Here is a 14,871-nt window from a genome sequence, read left to right on the forward strand (position 1 = left end):
GAACATCCAACTGTGATTTTTGTTACTATTTACTTTCTATATGTGTGGAGTTTTTTCCTGCTAATCGCTCATATATTAAAGAGAAGGTGTTGAAGCTGGTTAAATCTCCTCTCCCGAAAAAACATTTTTCGATGCGGAAGAAAAGATCAGATGGGTGGAAGACTTCCCATATTTAATGGCTTCATCGACGAAGTCTTCCAGCGTTTCCATCGAATATGTACTTATTTTAATAAGATAACTGTATTGACCGGCTAACCGGTGGCATTCCAGAACTTCCGGATGGCTCAAGCTAAATTGATAAAAATCTTTGCATCTATCCGTTTCGAATAATATGAATGCCGTAATGCTCCTATCAAGTTTTTCAAGTGATATTTCCGTTTTATACCCCTTTATCACTCCGCTTTCCTCTAATTTATTCACACGTTCTTTCGTTGCTGGTGCCGTTAAGGACACTTCTTGCGCCAGTTCTTTCATGGACATGCGCCCATTATTCTCAAGCAAGGAAAGTATTTTTTTATCCGTTCGATCCATCTCAATCGCCCCCACTTTTTATAATTAACAGAATCCTTTCAAATACATTATAAAATAAAAAGAAATGTGATGAATACGTAATTAATCACATGTATAAAGGAATTTGCTTTTTATATAATTAATTCAAATATAAATAAGGGGGATGCTGTTATGAAAAAAGTATTGATGCTGCTATCCAATGGATTCGAAGCGGTTGAAGCAAGTGTGTTTACAGATGTATTGGGGTGGAATAAATTAGAGGGCGATGGCACCACTGACCTGGTTACGGTGGGACTTCACGAACGATTGAAATGCACCTGGAATTTCATCGTGCAGCCCGAACTGACCCTCGATCAAGTGAACCTTGATGACTACGATGCTCTGGCCATTCCAGGAGGCTTTGAAGAAGCCGGTTTCTATGAGGATGCCTATGATCAGAGGTTTCTTAATGTGATCAAGCATTTTCATAATAAAAACAAAATCATCGCAACCATTTGTGTAGGTTCCCTCCCACTAGGAAAAAGCGGGATATTGAATGGAAGAAAAGCCACAACATACAACCACCCAACCAGTAAGAGACAGGGGCAGCTAAAAGATTTTGGGGCGATTGTCGTGAACGAACCGATTGTCGTCACGGACAATATCATTACATCCTACAATCCATCCACAGCATTCGATGTTGCCTTTACGCTCTTGGAAATGCTCACTTCCAAAGATAATTGTGAACATGTGAAGGAATTGATGGGCTTCCATTAAGAATGTCACTATTGGGATGTTGATTTCCGCTCAAGAAACTCGCTTATCCGCGGGCGGTCGGGGAGTCGCACTTTGTTACAAAATACAGATGGAAATCATACTTGGAGTCGAAGGTAATACTTTAGGTCAGTTGGTTCAAGAACATTATTTAAATACGTTTTCCGAACTCTTTCTCCTACAGTCTTTTTAGAAGGATGAAAACTTGAAACATGGAAGATATCAAAGCAATTATGAAGTACAACGGACCATGAAAGCAGCGGCAAAAAGAGGTACGGAATGGTCTAATTCCAGACCATGATTTTAAAAGAAACCTTTGGTTATGTTTTTTACTATTTTATACGGATGAACCCCTTAAAAGATTGAAGAAATTTGCGACACTCCTGCCGAATAACTGGCTAGCCGAGACCTCGCAGCCGCTTGCGGTGAGGAGGCTTGGCAGACAGTCGGCGGAAAGGGAGGGGTTTTCTGAAATCAACTGAAAAAAAACTGCAGGCAAACTCGTTTTTTTTTCGAGTTGATCTGCAGTCTGGGGTTCCGAGTGAATTCGGAACCTGTTTCACGTTATTTCCAATAAGCCAATGAACGGGTTTTCATGGATGCACGGTACTGTTTTGTTGATTCCGGCAAGGCTTTATTCGTTGCATAATCGATGATGACACCATACCGGCGAATGACATCGAGACTATCCAGCTCGCCATTGGCGAATTTATCTTCCACGCTTTGTATGTTTTCCTCAAGCCTGTTGTTCCTGCTATTTAAGTATGCTTACACAACAATATTATTTATCAGGTGTTTCCGATGTGCCTTCCTCGCTGTTTTTGAGGTAAACTTCAGAAATTCCATTCATACCTTCCATTAGTTGCGTTTTAGTATATTCCATACTGCCAACCAGTTTATGAAGCTTCTTATCATTATTCTCTTCTGTAAGTTTAGATTCTGGATCAGTCACATTTTTTCACCTCCATCATTTAGGATGGCAAATCAAGATGGAAATATGTACGACAGGCGTCGATGGCAGACACCCTCTTACAGTACACTTTAGGTAAAAACAGGTAACTTTCATTAATATCTGTACTTCAAATAAGCAGGAAAAGATGATTTTATGAATCTTTTTTAAAAAATCAGCTGTTTTCAAGCCACTAAAGGGATATACTATAGTTTAGCTTTTATTACATTTTTGTTAGTATTTTTTCTCGTCTCACATTGTGTAATATTTTACAAGTTTTTCTAATTACATCAACAAAATGCTTATTGCAAAGGAGAATTGGATATGTCAGAAACGATTACCCAATCACAAACTGAACAACTTAATGCCCGCCAAAAACAATTAGATGTACTGGACCAATTATTAAAGCCTGAGGTTCAGGAATCATTGAACACTTTAGTCGAGCAGTTACCAAAGCTAACTGAGTTAGTGAATATTTTAACAAAGTCTTATGATTTCGCTCAATCGGTTGCGACTGATGATGTGTTGAAAAATGATACGGTCAGCGCCATTTCGGAGATCGCGACACCTGTGGTCCATTCAGTGAAAGGGCTTGCTGCTAATGCCATCGAGGCTAAGGATCGTGCAGAAGCGAATAATGATGTGATCGGTCTTTTTGGTTTGTTAAGGATGATGAAAGATCCGGAAGCACAAAAGCTTTTCCGTTTCGCCCAAGCATTTCTTGAAGTCTCTGCAGAACGTAAAAACCAAAAATAATTTGATAACTTTCAATCAGTAAGGACGGGGGATTAACTATGTCAAAACAAATCGTCATCTTAGGTGCAGGTTACGCAGGATTACTATCTGCCTTATCCGTACGTGAATATTACAAAAAGGATGAAGTGCAGGTTACAGTGGTGAACCAATTTCCAACGCACCAAATCATCACTGAATTGCACCGTCTTGCAGGCGGATCCATTTCTGAACAAGCCGTTTCCATTCCTTTGGAAAAGCTTTTCAAAGGAAAAGATATCGACCTTGTCATTTCCAAAGTGGAGTCATTCTCGGTCGATAATAAAGAAGTGAAACTTGCCAATGGTTCCACATTATCTTATGATGCCCTGGTTGTTGCTTTGGGAAGCCAAACAGGATTCTTCGGCATTCCGGGACTTGAGGAAAACAGCATGGTCTTGAAATCCGTAAATGATGCTAACAAGATTTACAAACATATCGAAGATCGCATCCGCGAATATTCTCAAACGAATAATGAAGCGGACGCAACCATCGTGATTGGCGGCGGCGGATTGACGGGCGTTGAGTTAATCGGTGAAATCGTGGATCATTTCCCTAAAATCGCCAAAAAGTTCGGAGTGGACTTCAAGGACTTGAAAATCAAGCTTGTGGAAGCTGGGCCAAAAATCCTTCCGGTACTGCCTGATCACTTAATCGAACGTGCCATGACAAGCTTGGAAGCACGCGGCGTTGAATTCCTGACAGGTCTGCCTGTAACGGGTGTTAAAGGAAATCAAATCGAATTGAAAGACGGACAAACGATAACGGCCAATACGCTTGTTTGGACAGGCGGAGTTGCGGCTCTTCCTATCGTAGGCGAATCAGGCCTTGAAGTGGATCGCGGCAAAGCAACCGTCAATGAGTATTTGCAATCCAAATCCCATAAAGACGTATTCGTTGTCGGCGACAGTGCCGTTGCTTTCCCTCCAGAAGGCGGCCGTCCATATGCTCCTACTGCACAAAATGCTTGGCAAATGGGTGAGCTTGTTGGATACAACCTATATGCAGCATTTGAAGGCAAGAAACTTGAAGAATTCTCACCTGTAAACTCAGGTACACTTGCGAGCCTTGGCCGTAAGGATGCAGTGGCAACCGTTGGGGCCAATAACACGTCCCTTAAAGGCCTTCCGGCTACATTGATGAAAGAAGCAAGTAATGTTCGTTACCTATCACACATCAAAGCCCTATTCAGCCTGGCTTATTAATTCATGATCACCGTGACATGTTCACGGTGCATGCCCTTTATTCCCGTTTGGGAGTAAGGGCATTTTTCATATCAAAAAAGGCGGGCACCCGCTGAAAGGGTCCCGCCATATTTCACTCTACATTACTATGTTTGGAATAAGTAAGCTCGTGGCTGATGGACTCGGTTAATGAATAGTCCAAGCATACTGCATCACATAAAACATGTACACATTGATCAAACAAAGAACTTAAAGGCTGGACGCTTTTCGTTTCATGTTCCAAGCGATTTTTCGTTGCTGCCGGTATCACCAAGACCTCATGAGAGACATTCGCCAATTCCGATTGGTCATTCGTCGTGATCGAAAACACCTTGCATCCCACTTCCCTGCCTTTTGCTGCAACTGATATCACACTTTTGGTCGAGCCGCTCCCGCTAATGGCTATGATCAGATCGCCTTTCGAAATAGAAGGGGTAATCGTTTCCCCGACTGCATAGACGTTTAAGCCAAGGTGCATCAATCTCATCGCAAAGGCTTTGGCCATGAAGCCCGATCTGCCTTCACCAACGATGAAGATCCTGGTGTCGGTCCGTAAATTTTTTAGGAGCACATCCGTTACCCCTTCGTCCATTTTGTGAAATACACCGTTCATTTCTTCTAAAATAACCCCAATTTCCTTCTTCAAACTTCCTTCACACCTTTCTTTCCATTCACCGTTTCCTTAAATAGACGGGCAGCTTCTGCTGGATTCTTTGCTTTTGTAATCGCCGAGCCAATGATGATGACATCCAGCCCCTTCCTGACCATTACAGGCAAGGACGAAAGAGTGATCCCTCCTGCTGCAGCCCTCATGGACCCAGCATGATTTCTCATATTGATCATGGCATGACCTGAATTCTCCTGGCTGTCCTTGCTTACATGCTCACAGAATATCGCCTGACAGTAAATCCGTAATTGCTCAAGCCGGGTATCTGATACATTCAATAAATCAATCATGATCTGTCCCTTGTATTCACGCGCTTTTTCCAGGCACTTTTGGATGGTTACATCCGATGCAGCCCCCATTACCGTAGCTATATCAGCCCCACGTTGAAAACAAAGATCCATTTCATAAGCCGCATTGTCCATCGTCTTCATGTCGGCAACGATTTTTTTATCCGGAAAGTGATTTTTCATTTCTTTGATGCTACTCACTCCGAACTCTTTAATCAGGGAAGTCCCCACCTCAATCCAATCAATCGACGCTTCCACGCTTCGTGCCATTTCAATGGCTTCCTCCATATTCATGCGATCCAACGCCAGCTGTATTTTCATGACGAAGCCACCTTCATTTGCTTGACTGACGTAACCGCAGGCTTTTTAACCATCAATGTGAGTAACGCTGAAATCAATAAAGATCCCGCCATGAAAATATAGGATGCTCCAGGCCCGCCGGTCAATCCGTTTAAATATCCGACGAAATAAGCACCTACAAATGAGCCAAGCGCTCCCATGCTATTAATCAGGGCCATTGCTCCGCCTGCCACATTCCTTGGGAGAATTTCAGGAATGATGGCAAAGAACGGTCCATATGGCGCATACATCGCACCGCCTGCAATAACCAACAGGGCATATGAAAGCCAGAAATTCGATGTGCCGAGCATGAAAGACCCGAAGAATGCGATTGCCCCCACAAGCAGCGATGTCCAAACGAACGTTTTTCGATTCAATGTTTTATCCGAAAAATAGGATAGTGCCAGCATCGAAATGACCGCTAACAAATAAGGTCCGGCTGAAAGCCAGCCCGTTGCCACTATATCCATGCTCGACGCTTGTTTAATAATGGACGGCAGCCACATGACGAACCCATAAACCCCGATGCTCCACATGAAGTATTGGATACTGAGGACGATGACCTGCTTTGACTTAAAAGCTTCCCTATAATTTTTCACAGGTTTTAATGCAGCCTGTTCTTTCTGGAGGGTCGCTTCCATATCTTGCTTTTCCTGATCTGTAAGCCACTTGGCATCTTTGGGACGGTCATTGACGACCTTATACCAGATAAACGCCCACAGGACAGCCGGAAGTCCTTCAATGATGAACAGCCATCTCCAGTCGAATGCCTTCAATAGGTAGCCGGAAAGTATCGACATCCACAATACAGTAACTGGATTCCCCAGAATCAAAAAGGTGTTGGCCCGGGAGCGTTCTTCTTTTAGAAACCAGTGGCTTAAGAAGACGAGCATCGCGGGCATAACAGCGCTTTCAACAACACCAAGCAAGAAGCGAATCGGATAGAGCCATGCCACACTTGTCGCCATCCCCGTCAAGGTCGCCAGTCCTCCCCAGAGAATCAAGCTCCAAAAAATCAGGATTTTGGCACTTTTCTTTTCTGCGTAATGTGCACCTGGAATTTGAAAGAAGAAATAACCAAGGAAAAACAGCGCGGCCAGAAAGGAGGATACCCCGGCTGTGATATTAAGGTCTTCCCCCATTCCTCCCGCTACGCCAAACCCATAGTTGGCACGGTCGAGATAAGCGAGACTGTATGTGATGAACACTAAGGGGATCAATCTCATCCACCTTTTTCTCGAAGCTACTTGTAATTGAGACATGATTGAAGCACTCCTTTTTTCATAAAGTGTTCTAGCTCTTCCATATCAGGAAGGCCTTCGTGATCTCCGGAAGACATCACGGCCTTGGCCCCTATTGCATTTCCGCGTAAAACTGCTTCTTCATTCGATGCCCCTTCCAGTAAAGCGCTGATTACCCCGACAGCAAACCCGTCTCCTGCCCCTACGGTATCCACGACTTCCGCTACGGTAAAACCCGGTACCTCCTTCCTTTCATCTTGGGTTGCAAAGTAGGCTCCTTCTTCCCCGAGTTTAATCACCACAAGCTTAACACCGAGTTCGAGGTAGTAACTGGCGATATCCTCTTTGTTGCTGTATCCTGTAAGAATTTCACCTTCCTGAATTCCGGGAAGCAGCCAATCCGCCTCCTCCGCAAACATATTGACGATGCTGATCATCTCCCTTTCATTCGGCCAGAGTGATGGACGCAGATTTGGATCGAATGAAACGGTTACACCCTTTTGTTTCAGATGTTTCAAGACTTGCCATGACAGATCTCTGAAACTGCCGGAAATGGCAGGAGGTATCCCCGTTAAATGCAGGTGCTGAGTTGAAGGGAGTTTCTCCAGGGGAAAGTCCTCCAGGGAAATCTTACTGGCGCTTGAATTCTTCCTAAAGTATTCAACGACCGGATCTCCTTGTTCGACTTTGGATTTTAACTGGAACCCAGTTGGATTGAATGGATCCATCAAAACATGGGAGACATCCACCCCCTCATTTGTGAGCGTTTTCATAATCATGCGCCCGAACGAATCATCGCCCACCTTGCTCATCCATGCAGTTTTAATCCCTAACCTTGACAGGCCAATCGCTACATTGGTTTCGGCCCCTGCCACATAACGCTTATAACGCATGCAATCATCAAGGCTGCCCGAATCCTCAGCGATGAACATCGCCATTGCCTCTCCCATCGTCAGTACCTTAAGCTCGTTCATGGCTGACCTCCTGTTCCATTTTCATAAGTGAAATATAAGTCGCTGCATTTTCCAATGTTACCGGGAATTCAATCGCTACCGGACAAGCGCCATTAAACTTTTCCAATAACTCCATTACCTCAGGCAGCAGCGGCATCGATACCGGCTCAGTCACCCAACCCTCTTTCTCGCGTTTCACTTGCTTTAAATGAATATAGTCCACATATCCCGCTAAACCTTTCGCAGCTTCCATTGGAACTTCTTCTGTATACAGCCAATTGCCCGTATCAAATGTCAATCTTATCGGGATATCGAACTTTTCGGAGCAACTCAGGAAATGAGCGATCCGGTTTACGTTTCCACCGCCAAGCGTCTGATCATTCTCGATGGTGATTTTCATTTCACGGTTTTGCAGATTTTCCACCAAGGCTTCATTCATTCGAAACATATCTGTTTCAAAAAAATCGTAGTTTCCTAGAGGCATCTTCAGCAATTCCGCTCCCAATTCATCCGCTTCCCTTGCCAAGCGTTTAAAACCTATTTCATTCATTTGATGGTTCGAGCCGATCAGGAATTCAGGAGCGGAATAATAAATGTCCAAGTTAAGCTCCCTGCATAAGGCACCCAATTCTTCCAGAGAATCATCCGGCGTCAATAATTCTTTTCTGATTTCGATTCCATCAGCTCCTGCGGCTGCTACCAGTTTTATGATTTCAAGATGTCCGAGCGCTTGAAGCTTTTCGGCCGGTATTGAATTCATGCATACAAAGACTTTCATATTAATCCTCCTGACCCCAAAATGGTATCGGTACCATTTTGTGAGTTAATAAAGTCTTCAAGTTTAGAAGACTTATGATTTTTGTATAAATGGAGTCGTTTTCCTTATATTCAATTTCGCTTGATACGCCATTGTCTGCGCTGGGGAAGCCTGTCCATCAATGCGGCGCAGGATCATTTCCATAGCAGCGACCCCGATTTGGTATGTGGGCTGTTCAATCGTTGTAATGCCCGAATAAACGATGGTGCTCCAATCCGGATTATCAAATCCCATCATTGCTAAATCTTCCGGGACCGACAGTTTCTTTTCTTGTAAAAGTAGAATTAATTTTAATAGCACGACACTATTTGCCGTCAATATAGCTCTTGATACGCCTTTTGAGTCATCTAAAAAATGCTGGAGCTTGGACTCGACATCTTTTAAATCATCGACATTGACCTCATAAACATCACCTGAACTCGGATGGCTGTGGCTCATCAACGTTTGCTGAAAGGATAGCCGCCGCTCATGCCTGGTACTGACATTGCTGGCAGGTTCGCTGAAAAATGCAATTCGTTCATAATTTTGGCCAACCAAATAATTGACAGCTTGTGAAGTAGCCTGAAAATTATCCAATCCTACCGTATCGATTTCAAGATCTGGCACCTTCCGATCCAAAAGGATGATCGGGGTCTTTTGCTCTTGCATCTGTTTTAGCATGTCGTGATTACCGCCAGTCGTATGAATGATAAGCCCGTCGATGCGATGGGATAAAAGCATATCAAAATAGCCTCTTTCCTTCTCTGGGTTATTATCCGAATTGCAAATCATAAGATTATATCCATTCTGGCTGCATATATCCTCAGCCCCCCGAAGGATGGCCGTCGTATATGGATTGTTGATGTCCGCCACGATGATTCCAATCAAATAACTCTTATTGCTTTTGAGCCCTCTTGCCATCGTGTTTGGGCGGTACTCCATTTTGGTGATCGCCAGCTCGATTTTCTTACGGGTCTTGTCAGAGAGTTCATCAAATCTACCCCCTAAATACCGGGAAACAGAGGTCTTTGAAACACCTGCTTCTCTAGCAACATCATAAATTGTAACCTTTGCGTTTTCTTGTTTAACCATTACATTCATCCATTCGCGAATTTTGGAACCGGTTCCATTTTTATAAATATTAACACATTACCAATGAATGTCAATCCATTTTATTCAAATTCTTTTTCTTCCACTGAAAATGCGTAGCTAAGCTAACAGCCTGCTTTTTTCACCGCACTCCTTCATTTCCCTATACTGAAATATATTAATTAAACTGTATAATATAAACAGTTACAGAGAGGGGAAGGCTTTTTTTGATGAAAAATAAATATTCAAAATGGTTACTTGTTGTAGTTATAGGTATGGGTGTTGCTATCGGAGGTTATTGGAATTATTCCAGTATTGCAATTGGAGGCACATCTGATAATGGTATGTGGAAAGCAAATTAAAAGAAAAACTCTGATGAAACAGTTGGCGGATGGATTGGACATCTTCAACAAAAGTCTGGTGGCAAGGTCAAGATAAAAAAAGTAAGCTTTACTGATAATGGAAAAATAGTAGTGGAACATAAGGGATTTACAGAAGGAAAAAGTGAAGATGGCTCTGTTACAAAATTAAATCCGTTATCAACGGATTTTTATTTGGGTGATCCTCCAAAAAAAGAGCATGTGTACAAGCTGCATATTACATGGGAGAAAAAAGGACAGCCCAAGACAGATACTTTTCTTCTAAAATAAAAGAGCTTACGTTCATGCAAGGATATATCTGATAAATTATGGAGCCATTTTGAAACAAAATGGCTCCTTTTATAGACATGGATTACATTTTATTCGGCGTTGAAATGCCCAATAAACTTAGCGCATCCTTCAAAACGATCGCAACGGAAAAAGCGAATGAGAGCTTCATTTGTTTCCATTCATCTTCCACTAAGATTTTCGAATGTGCATAATACTTATTGAATGCACGCGATACATGCAAGCTGAATTTCGCGATTTGTGATGGATCGGCTTGTTCAAATGATTTTTGGACAACGATCGGGTATTGCTCCAGCAGCTGGATGACTGGCCACGCATATTCGCCTAAAGCTTCATATTGGATCGCCTGCTCTTTAAAATCACCTTTTTCAAGCAAGGAGGAAATTCGCGCATATGTGTACTGTACATAGGGGCCCGTTTCTCCATCAAAATTCATCATTTGCTCTAATGAAAAATCAATATCGTTCATGCGGTTATTTTTTAAATCATTAAAGATTACCGCTCCGACACCGACTTGTCTTGCAACCAGTTCTTTCTGTTCAAGCGCTTGATTTTTTTCTTCAATATTGCGCTTTGCAGTTTCGATCGCCTCTGCCAATACATCCGCAAGCAGCACGACTTTCCCTTTACGGGTCGACATTTTCTTACCGTCTTTTAGCATCATGCCAAATGCTACGTGCTGTAAGTCTTTTGACCACTCATACCCCATTTTTTCAATGACGTTAAAGAGTTGTTTAAAGTGCAGGGATTGTTCATTTCCGACCACATAAAATGTTTTCTTTGCCTCATACTGTTTTTTACGATACATGGCCGCAGCTAAATCACGTGTGGCATAAAGTGTCGCACCATCGGTTTTCGTAATCAAACAAGGCGGCATATCTTCCAATTGCACGACATAGGCACCTTCTGAAAGGGCAAGCAGGCCTTTTTCTTTTAGTTCCCCGACAACCGCATCCATTTTATCATTGTAAAATGCTTCGCCGGCATAGGAATCAAAACGGATGCCCAATAAATCATAAATCGTCTCGAATTCTTTTAAAGACGCATCCCTGAACCATTTCCACAATGCCAGTGCTTCCTCGTCCCCGTCTTCAAGCGACTTGAAGCTTGCGCGTGCTTGTTCATTCAATGATTCATCGGTTTCTGCTCTTTCATGGAACTTCACATAGATTTTCAATAATTCCTGAATCGGCGAAGCTTCGATTGCCTCTTTGTTCCCCCACAGCTTATACGCGACAATCAACTTACCGAATTGCGTGCCCCAATCTCCTAAATGATTTATACGCACGGCATTGTAGCCGTTTTTTTCGGCAATGTTGGCCAGTGCATTCCCTATGACCGTAGAGCGTAAGTGCCCCATGGAAAAAGGCTTGGCAATATTCGGGGAGGAATAATCAATCACGACATTTCCCTGTCCAGTCTGCATCGAACCATATTGATCCTTTTCCCTTAATATCGTTTGCAGCACGTTTTCCGTCACCATCTGTTGATTGACGAAGATATTCAGATAACCTCCCACTACGTTCACTTCTTGAATCAACGTACTGTTTAATTGTTGGGCTATTTCCGACGCAATCACCTGAGGCGATTTTTTGAATTTTTTCGCAAGAGTAAAGCACGGAAAGGCGACATCACCTAACTCCATCAATTTCGGCTTTTCCATTAATTTTTCTATTTCACTTGCTGGCATTTCATTGTTCAAAGCAGTTGAAATCAATTCTGCAATTGGTTTATTCATCGTCATTTTCCCTCCTAAACAAAAAAGCCCCCGCCTCTAAATAAGAGACGAGAGCATGAATTCCCGTGGTACCACTCTAGTTGCCACAAATTGCGGCCACTTTCCATTGTCAACGAGGTGACTCCCCGATATTCCCTACTGAACGGTTCAAGAAATTTCTCCAAAGTGCGCTTCATTCATCCGACCTGCATTAGGCTCCCACCATCCCTAACTCGCTTTCCATTTCAAAATGAACTACTCTCTTCATCACAGAATTTTCAATATTATAATTTAATCCATCGTACACAATTTAAAAAAACGTGTCAACAGAATTTAAGAAACAAATCCTAACCAGCCGGTAACTTCATTTTATCCTTGATCGTCGTAAAATACTTCCGTACTGTCCCAATTGTGCCGCTTTGATTGGACGGCTCAATATTGGATGGACCATCGGCTAACAGCCCTAACACTCCCATTTCCCGGCCATTATGGCTGGAAGGCCCATCAATAAGCTCTGGGGAGTATATTCGCTTGCCATCCATTATGCTGCGAATCGAGCAGACTAACTCTTCACCCGGGTTATCCTTCAATAAATAACCACTTACATCAGCCTTTAATGCGAGTTGAAAATAACCAGTCCTTCGAAATGTCGTTAAAATGACCACTTTGCATTCAAATGACCTTAATGCTTCCGCTGCCTCAAGTCCGCTCATTACAGGCATCTCCATATCCATGATACACACATCAGGCCGTAATTGGTGTACAAGAGCCATCGCTTCTTCTCCGTTACTGGCTTGCCCGACAATTTCTATATCTTCTTCAAGATTGAGTAGAGAACTTATTGCCTCTAATAGCATTTGCTGATTTTCTGCAATGACAATTCGAATCATTTTTAAGTTCTCTCCTTTATCGAGTTCCTTATATGAAACAAAGACTCCCCAAATCCGAGGATTATTAAGGGAGTCTGGAATGATACATGAACGTTACAGTTCAGATTTCACTTGAGTGGGAACACTTTTTTTCGTTAAATATTTTATGTCCTTGAAACCGACGAAATTCTTGGATTCCTCATCCCATAAACGGAAACGGAGTGAGCGCAAGCTTGTCGCAAGAGTGATCGTCGGAACGTTCTCTAAAGGCTGCGTATTATTATGCGCCATTTCCAATTTATAGTTAGGCACCCTTGGACTTAAATGGTGAACATGATGGTAACCGATATTGCCAGTAAGGAACTGCATCAGTTTTGGAAGCTTATAAAAAGAACTTCCCTCCACTGCTGCCAATACATATTCCCACTCTTCGTTTTCTTCAAAATAAGAGTCCTCGAATGTGTGCTGGACGTAAAACAGCCAAATGCCGATTGAACCGGAAATCATGAAAATGGAACCTTGTACCAGAAGGAACGACTGCCAGCCTACTGCCAGGCAAAGCAATGCCGCAAAAACGACGATTAATACATTCGTCAAATACGTATTATTTTTTTCCTTCTTTCTAGCACCTTTACGGTTAAATCTATTTTTAAGAAGGAAAACATAAATCGGCCCCAAACCAAACATGACCAATGGATTACGATAAAAACGATAAGCAAAACGAAGTTTAAACGGTGCAGCCAAATACTCATCTACCGTAAGGGTCCAAATATCACCTGTACCCCGCTTATCCAAATTACCGCTTGTTGCGTGATGCACAGAATGCTCATGTCCCCATTGATCAAACGGGAATAAAGTCAAAACACCCATGATCGTACCGACGATTCTATTCGCACGGCGGTCTTTGAAAAATGAATGATGCGTACAATCATGAAAAATGATGAATATTCTCGTCAAGAATCCTGCAGCAAACACAGCTGGGATTAAAGCTAACCAATAAGAAACGGAAAGACTTATATATGCTAGGTACCATAAAATGATGAACGGCCCCAAGGTATTGATGATCTGCCATATACTTTGCTTTGTCGTTGATTGTTCAAAAGGAGCAATTTGTTTTTTCAAGGATTTCGTATTTTGCAAGGTCATATTTCAATTGCACTTCCTTTTTTTTGTCGTTATCCATAGTATAAAGAATCCAACCTGATTTTATTAGTACCAGGTGTCATGACTAGAAGATGACAAATGTCATGTACAAGTCAATTCCAGTGACAAACGTAAAAAAAGGCCAACCAGGAAGAACCGGTTAACCTGTACACATATATAGGATTTCTTTATCTTCAAAATAACAGGCGGCCTTACTTTAAGAACAGGACTGTCAATGCTTACAGTCCCATCAGTAAGCAAATGAAGACCCGTTACTCTCCTTTTAAAAATAAATAAAGACCATAATCCGTCGAAGTTGAGGCATAACCCATTTGGCGCAGCATGGCCGTGATATTGCCGCGATGATAGGTTCCATGATTCACGACATGCGGTACCAGTTTTGCTGCACTTGTATTCATTTGTCCTCCAGCTGGATTCTCAATCATTAGAGGCTTATCTAAATTTTCTTTTTGGCCAAGCAGCGATTTGTACCGCTCGGACAACTCAATAAACATGGCCTCCATTTCCTCCAATTCCTTTGACTCCATTTGTTCCTTCCGTTGTTCAGCCAGCTCCAATGCATGTTTCATGCTTTTACCGGAAAAAACCTCCGCCCACCCCAGATCGGAAAGATAAACATGGGCCATCACACTCGATATTGATGAAAACACACTTTGAACTTCTTGATGGTATACATCCTTTGGAAGCTCTTTTAAACGGTTGAAAATCTGAGTATTTGCCCATATGTTGTAATCATAAAACTGTAATGCAAAATTTGACATATAAACCCTCCCCTTCTACTTACAAATCACTTGTCCTTCTTACGGAATAATTCGTCCCACACGATGGTTAGAAATGCCTTTCCACAATGTACCTCTATTTATATGGCTATTCTC

At 42.5% G+C, this 14,871-nt stretch carries 18 protein-coding genes and 1 other annotated feature; of the genes, 5 read left to right on the top strand and 13 right to left on the bottom strand.

The genetic code is table 11. The annotated features are described in order from the left end of the window. Positions 1–99 precede the first annotated feature (99 nt). Positions 100–531 (bottom strand): Lrp/AsnC family transcriptional regulator, encoded by a 432-nt coding sequence (locus ACJ9PY_RS21900; RefSeq protein ID WP_034304284.1) that lies wholly within the window; start codon positions 529–531, stop codon positions 100–102. A gap of 150 nt (positions 532–681) precedes the next feature. Between ACJ9PY_RS21900 and ACJ9PY_RS21905 the strand changes: the two genes are divergently transcribed. After that, positions 682–1,266 (top strand): DJ-1/PfpI family protein, encoded by a 585-nt coding sequence (locus tag ACJ9PY_RS21905; protein ID WP_411739000.1) that lies wholly within the window; start codon positions 682–684, stop codon positions 1,264–1,266. Positions 1,267–1,827: 561 nt separating this feature from the next. Here ACJ9PY_RS21905 and ACJ9PY_RS21910 read toward each other — a convergent pair. Then, on the bottom strand, positions 1,828–1,983 hold the full coding sequence (locus tag ACJ9PY_RS21910; RefSeq protein WP_411739001.1) for a hypothetical protein: 156 nt from the start codon (positions 1,981–1,983) through the stop codon (positions 1,828–1,830). 61 nt (positions 1,984–2,044) lie between these two features. Next, positions 2,045–2,215 (bottom strand): hypothetical protein, encoded by a 171-nt coding sequence (locus tag ACJ9PY_RS21915; protein ID WP_156500248.1) that lies wholly within the window; start codon positions 2,213–2,215, stop codon positions 2,045–2,047. 321 nt (positions 2,216–2,536) lie between these two features. On the opposite strand from ACJ9PY_RS21915, the gene ACJ9PY_RS21920 reads away from it, so the two are divergent. Next, positions 2,537–2,968, top strand: coding sequence for a DUF1641 domain-containing protein (locus ACJ9PY_RS21920; RefSeq protein ID WP_048687523.1), 432 nt, complete (start codon positions 2,537–2,539; stop codon positions 2,966–2,968). A gap of 38 nt (positions 2,969–3,006) precedes the next feature. Continuing rightward, entirely contained in the window at positions 3,007–4,188 is a 1,182-nt protein-coding gene (locus ACJ9PY_RS21925; RefSeq protein ID WP_063575153.1) for an NAD(P)/FAD-dependent oxidoreductase, read from the top strand. 112 nt (positions 4,189–4,300) lie between these two features. Here ACJ9PY_RS21925 and hxlB read toward each other — a convergent pair whose 3' ends face one another. The 6 genes from hxlB to ACJ9PY_RS21955 all read right to left on the bottom strand — a co-directional run bounded on the left by hxlB (position 4,301) and on the right by ACJ9PY_RS21955 (position 9,581). Further along, positions 4,301–4,852, bottom strand: a complete 552-nt coding sequence (hxlB, locus tag ACJ9PY_RS21930; protein WP_098184918.1) for a 6-phospho-3-hexuloisomerase — start codon at positions 4,850–4,852, stop codon at positions 4,301–4,303. Further along, positions 4,849–5,481, bottom strand: coding sequence for a 3-hexulose-6-phosphate synthase (gene hxlA, locus ACJ9PY_RS21935; RefSeq protein ID WP_411739002.1), 633 nt, complete (start codon positions 5,479–5,481; stop codon positions 4,849–4,851). The genes hxlB and hxlA overlap by 4 nt, the downstream gene beginning before the upstream one ends. Further along, the gene (locus ACJ9PY_RS21940; RefSeq protein ID WP_268565154.1) at positions 5,478–6,761 is read right to left on the bottom strand and encodes an MFS transporter; all 1,284 of its coding nucleotides are present in this window, start codon (positions 6,759–6,761) and stop codon (positions 5,478–5,480) included. The genes hxlA and ACJ9PY_RS21940 overlap by 4 nt, the downstream gene beginning before the upstream one ends. After that, positions 6,743–7,714, bottom strand: a complete 972-nt coding sequence (locus ACJ9PY_RS21945; RefSeq protein WP_106028579.1) for a sugar kinase — start codon at positions 7,712–7,714, stop codon at positions 6,743–6,745. Before ACJ9PY_RS21945 ends, ACJ9PY_RS21940 begins: the two co-directional genes overlap by 19 nt. Further along, positions 7,701–8,471: a sugar phosphate isomerase/epimerase gene (locus ACJ9PY_RS21950; RefSeq protein WP_328136120.1), complete on the bottom strand. Its 771-nt coding sequence runs from the start codon at positions 8,469–8,471 to the stop codon at positions 7,701–7,703. Before ACJ9PY_RS21950 ends, ACJ9PY_RS21945 begins: the two co-directional genes overlap by 14 nt. Positions 8,472–8,543: 72 nt before the next feature. After that, a complete protein-coding gene (locus tag ACJ9PY_RS21955) occupies positions 8,544–9,581 on the bottom strand; it encodes a LacI family DNA-binding transcriptional regulator (protein ID WP_098866303.1) in 1,038 nt (345 codons plus the stop codon). Between the two features lie 224 nt (positions 9,582–9,805). Here ACJ9PY_RS21955 and ACJ9PY_RS21960 point away from each other — a divergent pair, with 224 nt between their 5' ends. Together ACJ9PY_RS21960 and ACJ9PY_RS21965 are read left to right on the top strand one after the other, a co-directional pair. Beyond that, positions 9,806–9,940: a hypothetical protein gene (locus ACJ9PY_RS21960; RefSeq protein WP_411739003.1), complete on the top strand. Its 135-nt coding sequence runs from the start codon at positions 9,806–9,808 to the stop codon at positions 9,938–9,940. A gap of 111 nt (positions 9,941–10,051) precedes the next feature. Next, positions 10,052–10,228: a hypothetical protein gene (locus ACJ9PY_RS21965; RefSeq protein WP_411739004.1), complete on the top strand. Its 177-nt coding sequence runs from the start codon at positions 10,052–10,054 to the stop codon at positions 10,226–10,228. Positions 10,229–10,310: 82 nt separating this feature from the next. On the opposite strand, the gene argS is transcribed toward ACJ9PY_RS21965, so the two are convergent. The 4 genes from argS to ACJ9PY_RS21985 form a co-directional block, all read right to left on the bottom strand. Continuing rightward, positions 10,311–11,990 carry an arginine--tRNA ligase gene (gene argS, locus ACJ9PY_RS21970; RefSeq protein ID WP_411739005.1) on the bottom strand — a complete coding sequence of 560 codons (1,680 nt, stop codon included), beginning with the start codon at positions 11,988–11,990 and terminating at the stop codon, positions 10,311–10,313. 34 nt (positions 11,991–12,024) lie between these two features. Next, positions 12,025–12,243 (bottom strand) — a binding site (T-box leader). A 67-nt stretch (positions 12,244–12,310) separates the two neighbouring features. Then, positions 12,311–12,853, bottom strand: a complete 543-nt coding sequence (locus ACJ9PY_RS21975) for a response regulator transcription factor (RefSeq protein ID WP_063575146.1) — start codon at positions 12,851–12,853, stop codon at positions 12,311–12,313. Between the two features lie 93 nt (positions 12,854–12,946). Further along, the gene (locus ACJ9PY_RS21980; RefSeq protein ID WP_057276415.1) at positions 12,947–13,978 is read right to left on the bottom strand and encodes a fatty acid desaturase; all 1,032 of its coding nucleotides are present in this window, start codon (positions 13,976–13,978) and stop codon (positions 12,947–12,949) included. Between the two features lie 269 nt (positions 13,979–14,247). Continuing rightward, positions 14,248–14,757 (bottom strand): DinB family protein, encoded by a 510-nt coding sequence (locus ACJ9PY_RS21985; protein ID WP_411739006.1) that lies wholly within the window; start codon positions 14,755–14,757, stop codon positions 14,248–14,250. Positions 14,758–14,871: the final 114 nt, after the last annotated feature.

The sequence above is a fragment of the Peribacillus sp. S4 genome (assembly GCF_046715815.1).
GTDB classification, from domain to species: domain Bacteria; phylum Bacillota; class Bacilli; order Bacillales; family DSM-1321; genus Peribacillus; species Peribacillus frigoritolerans.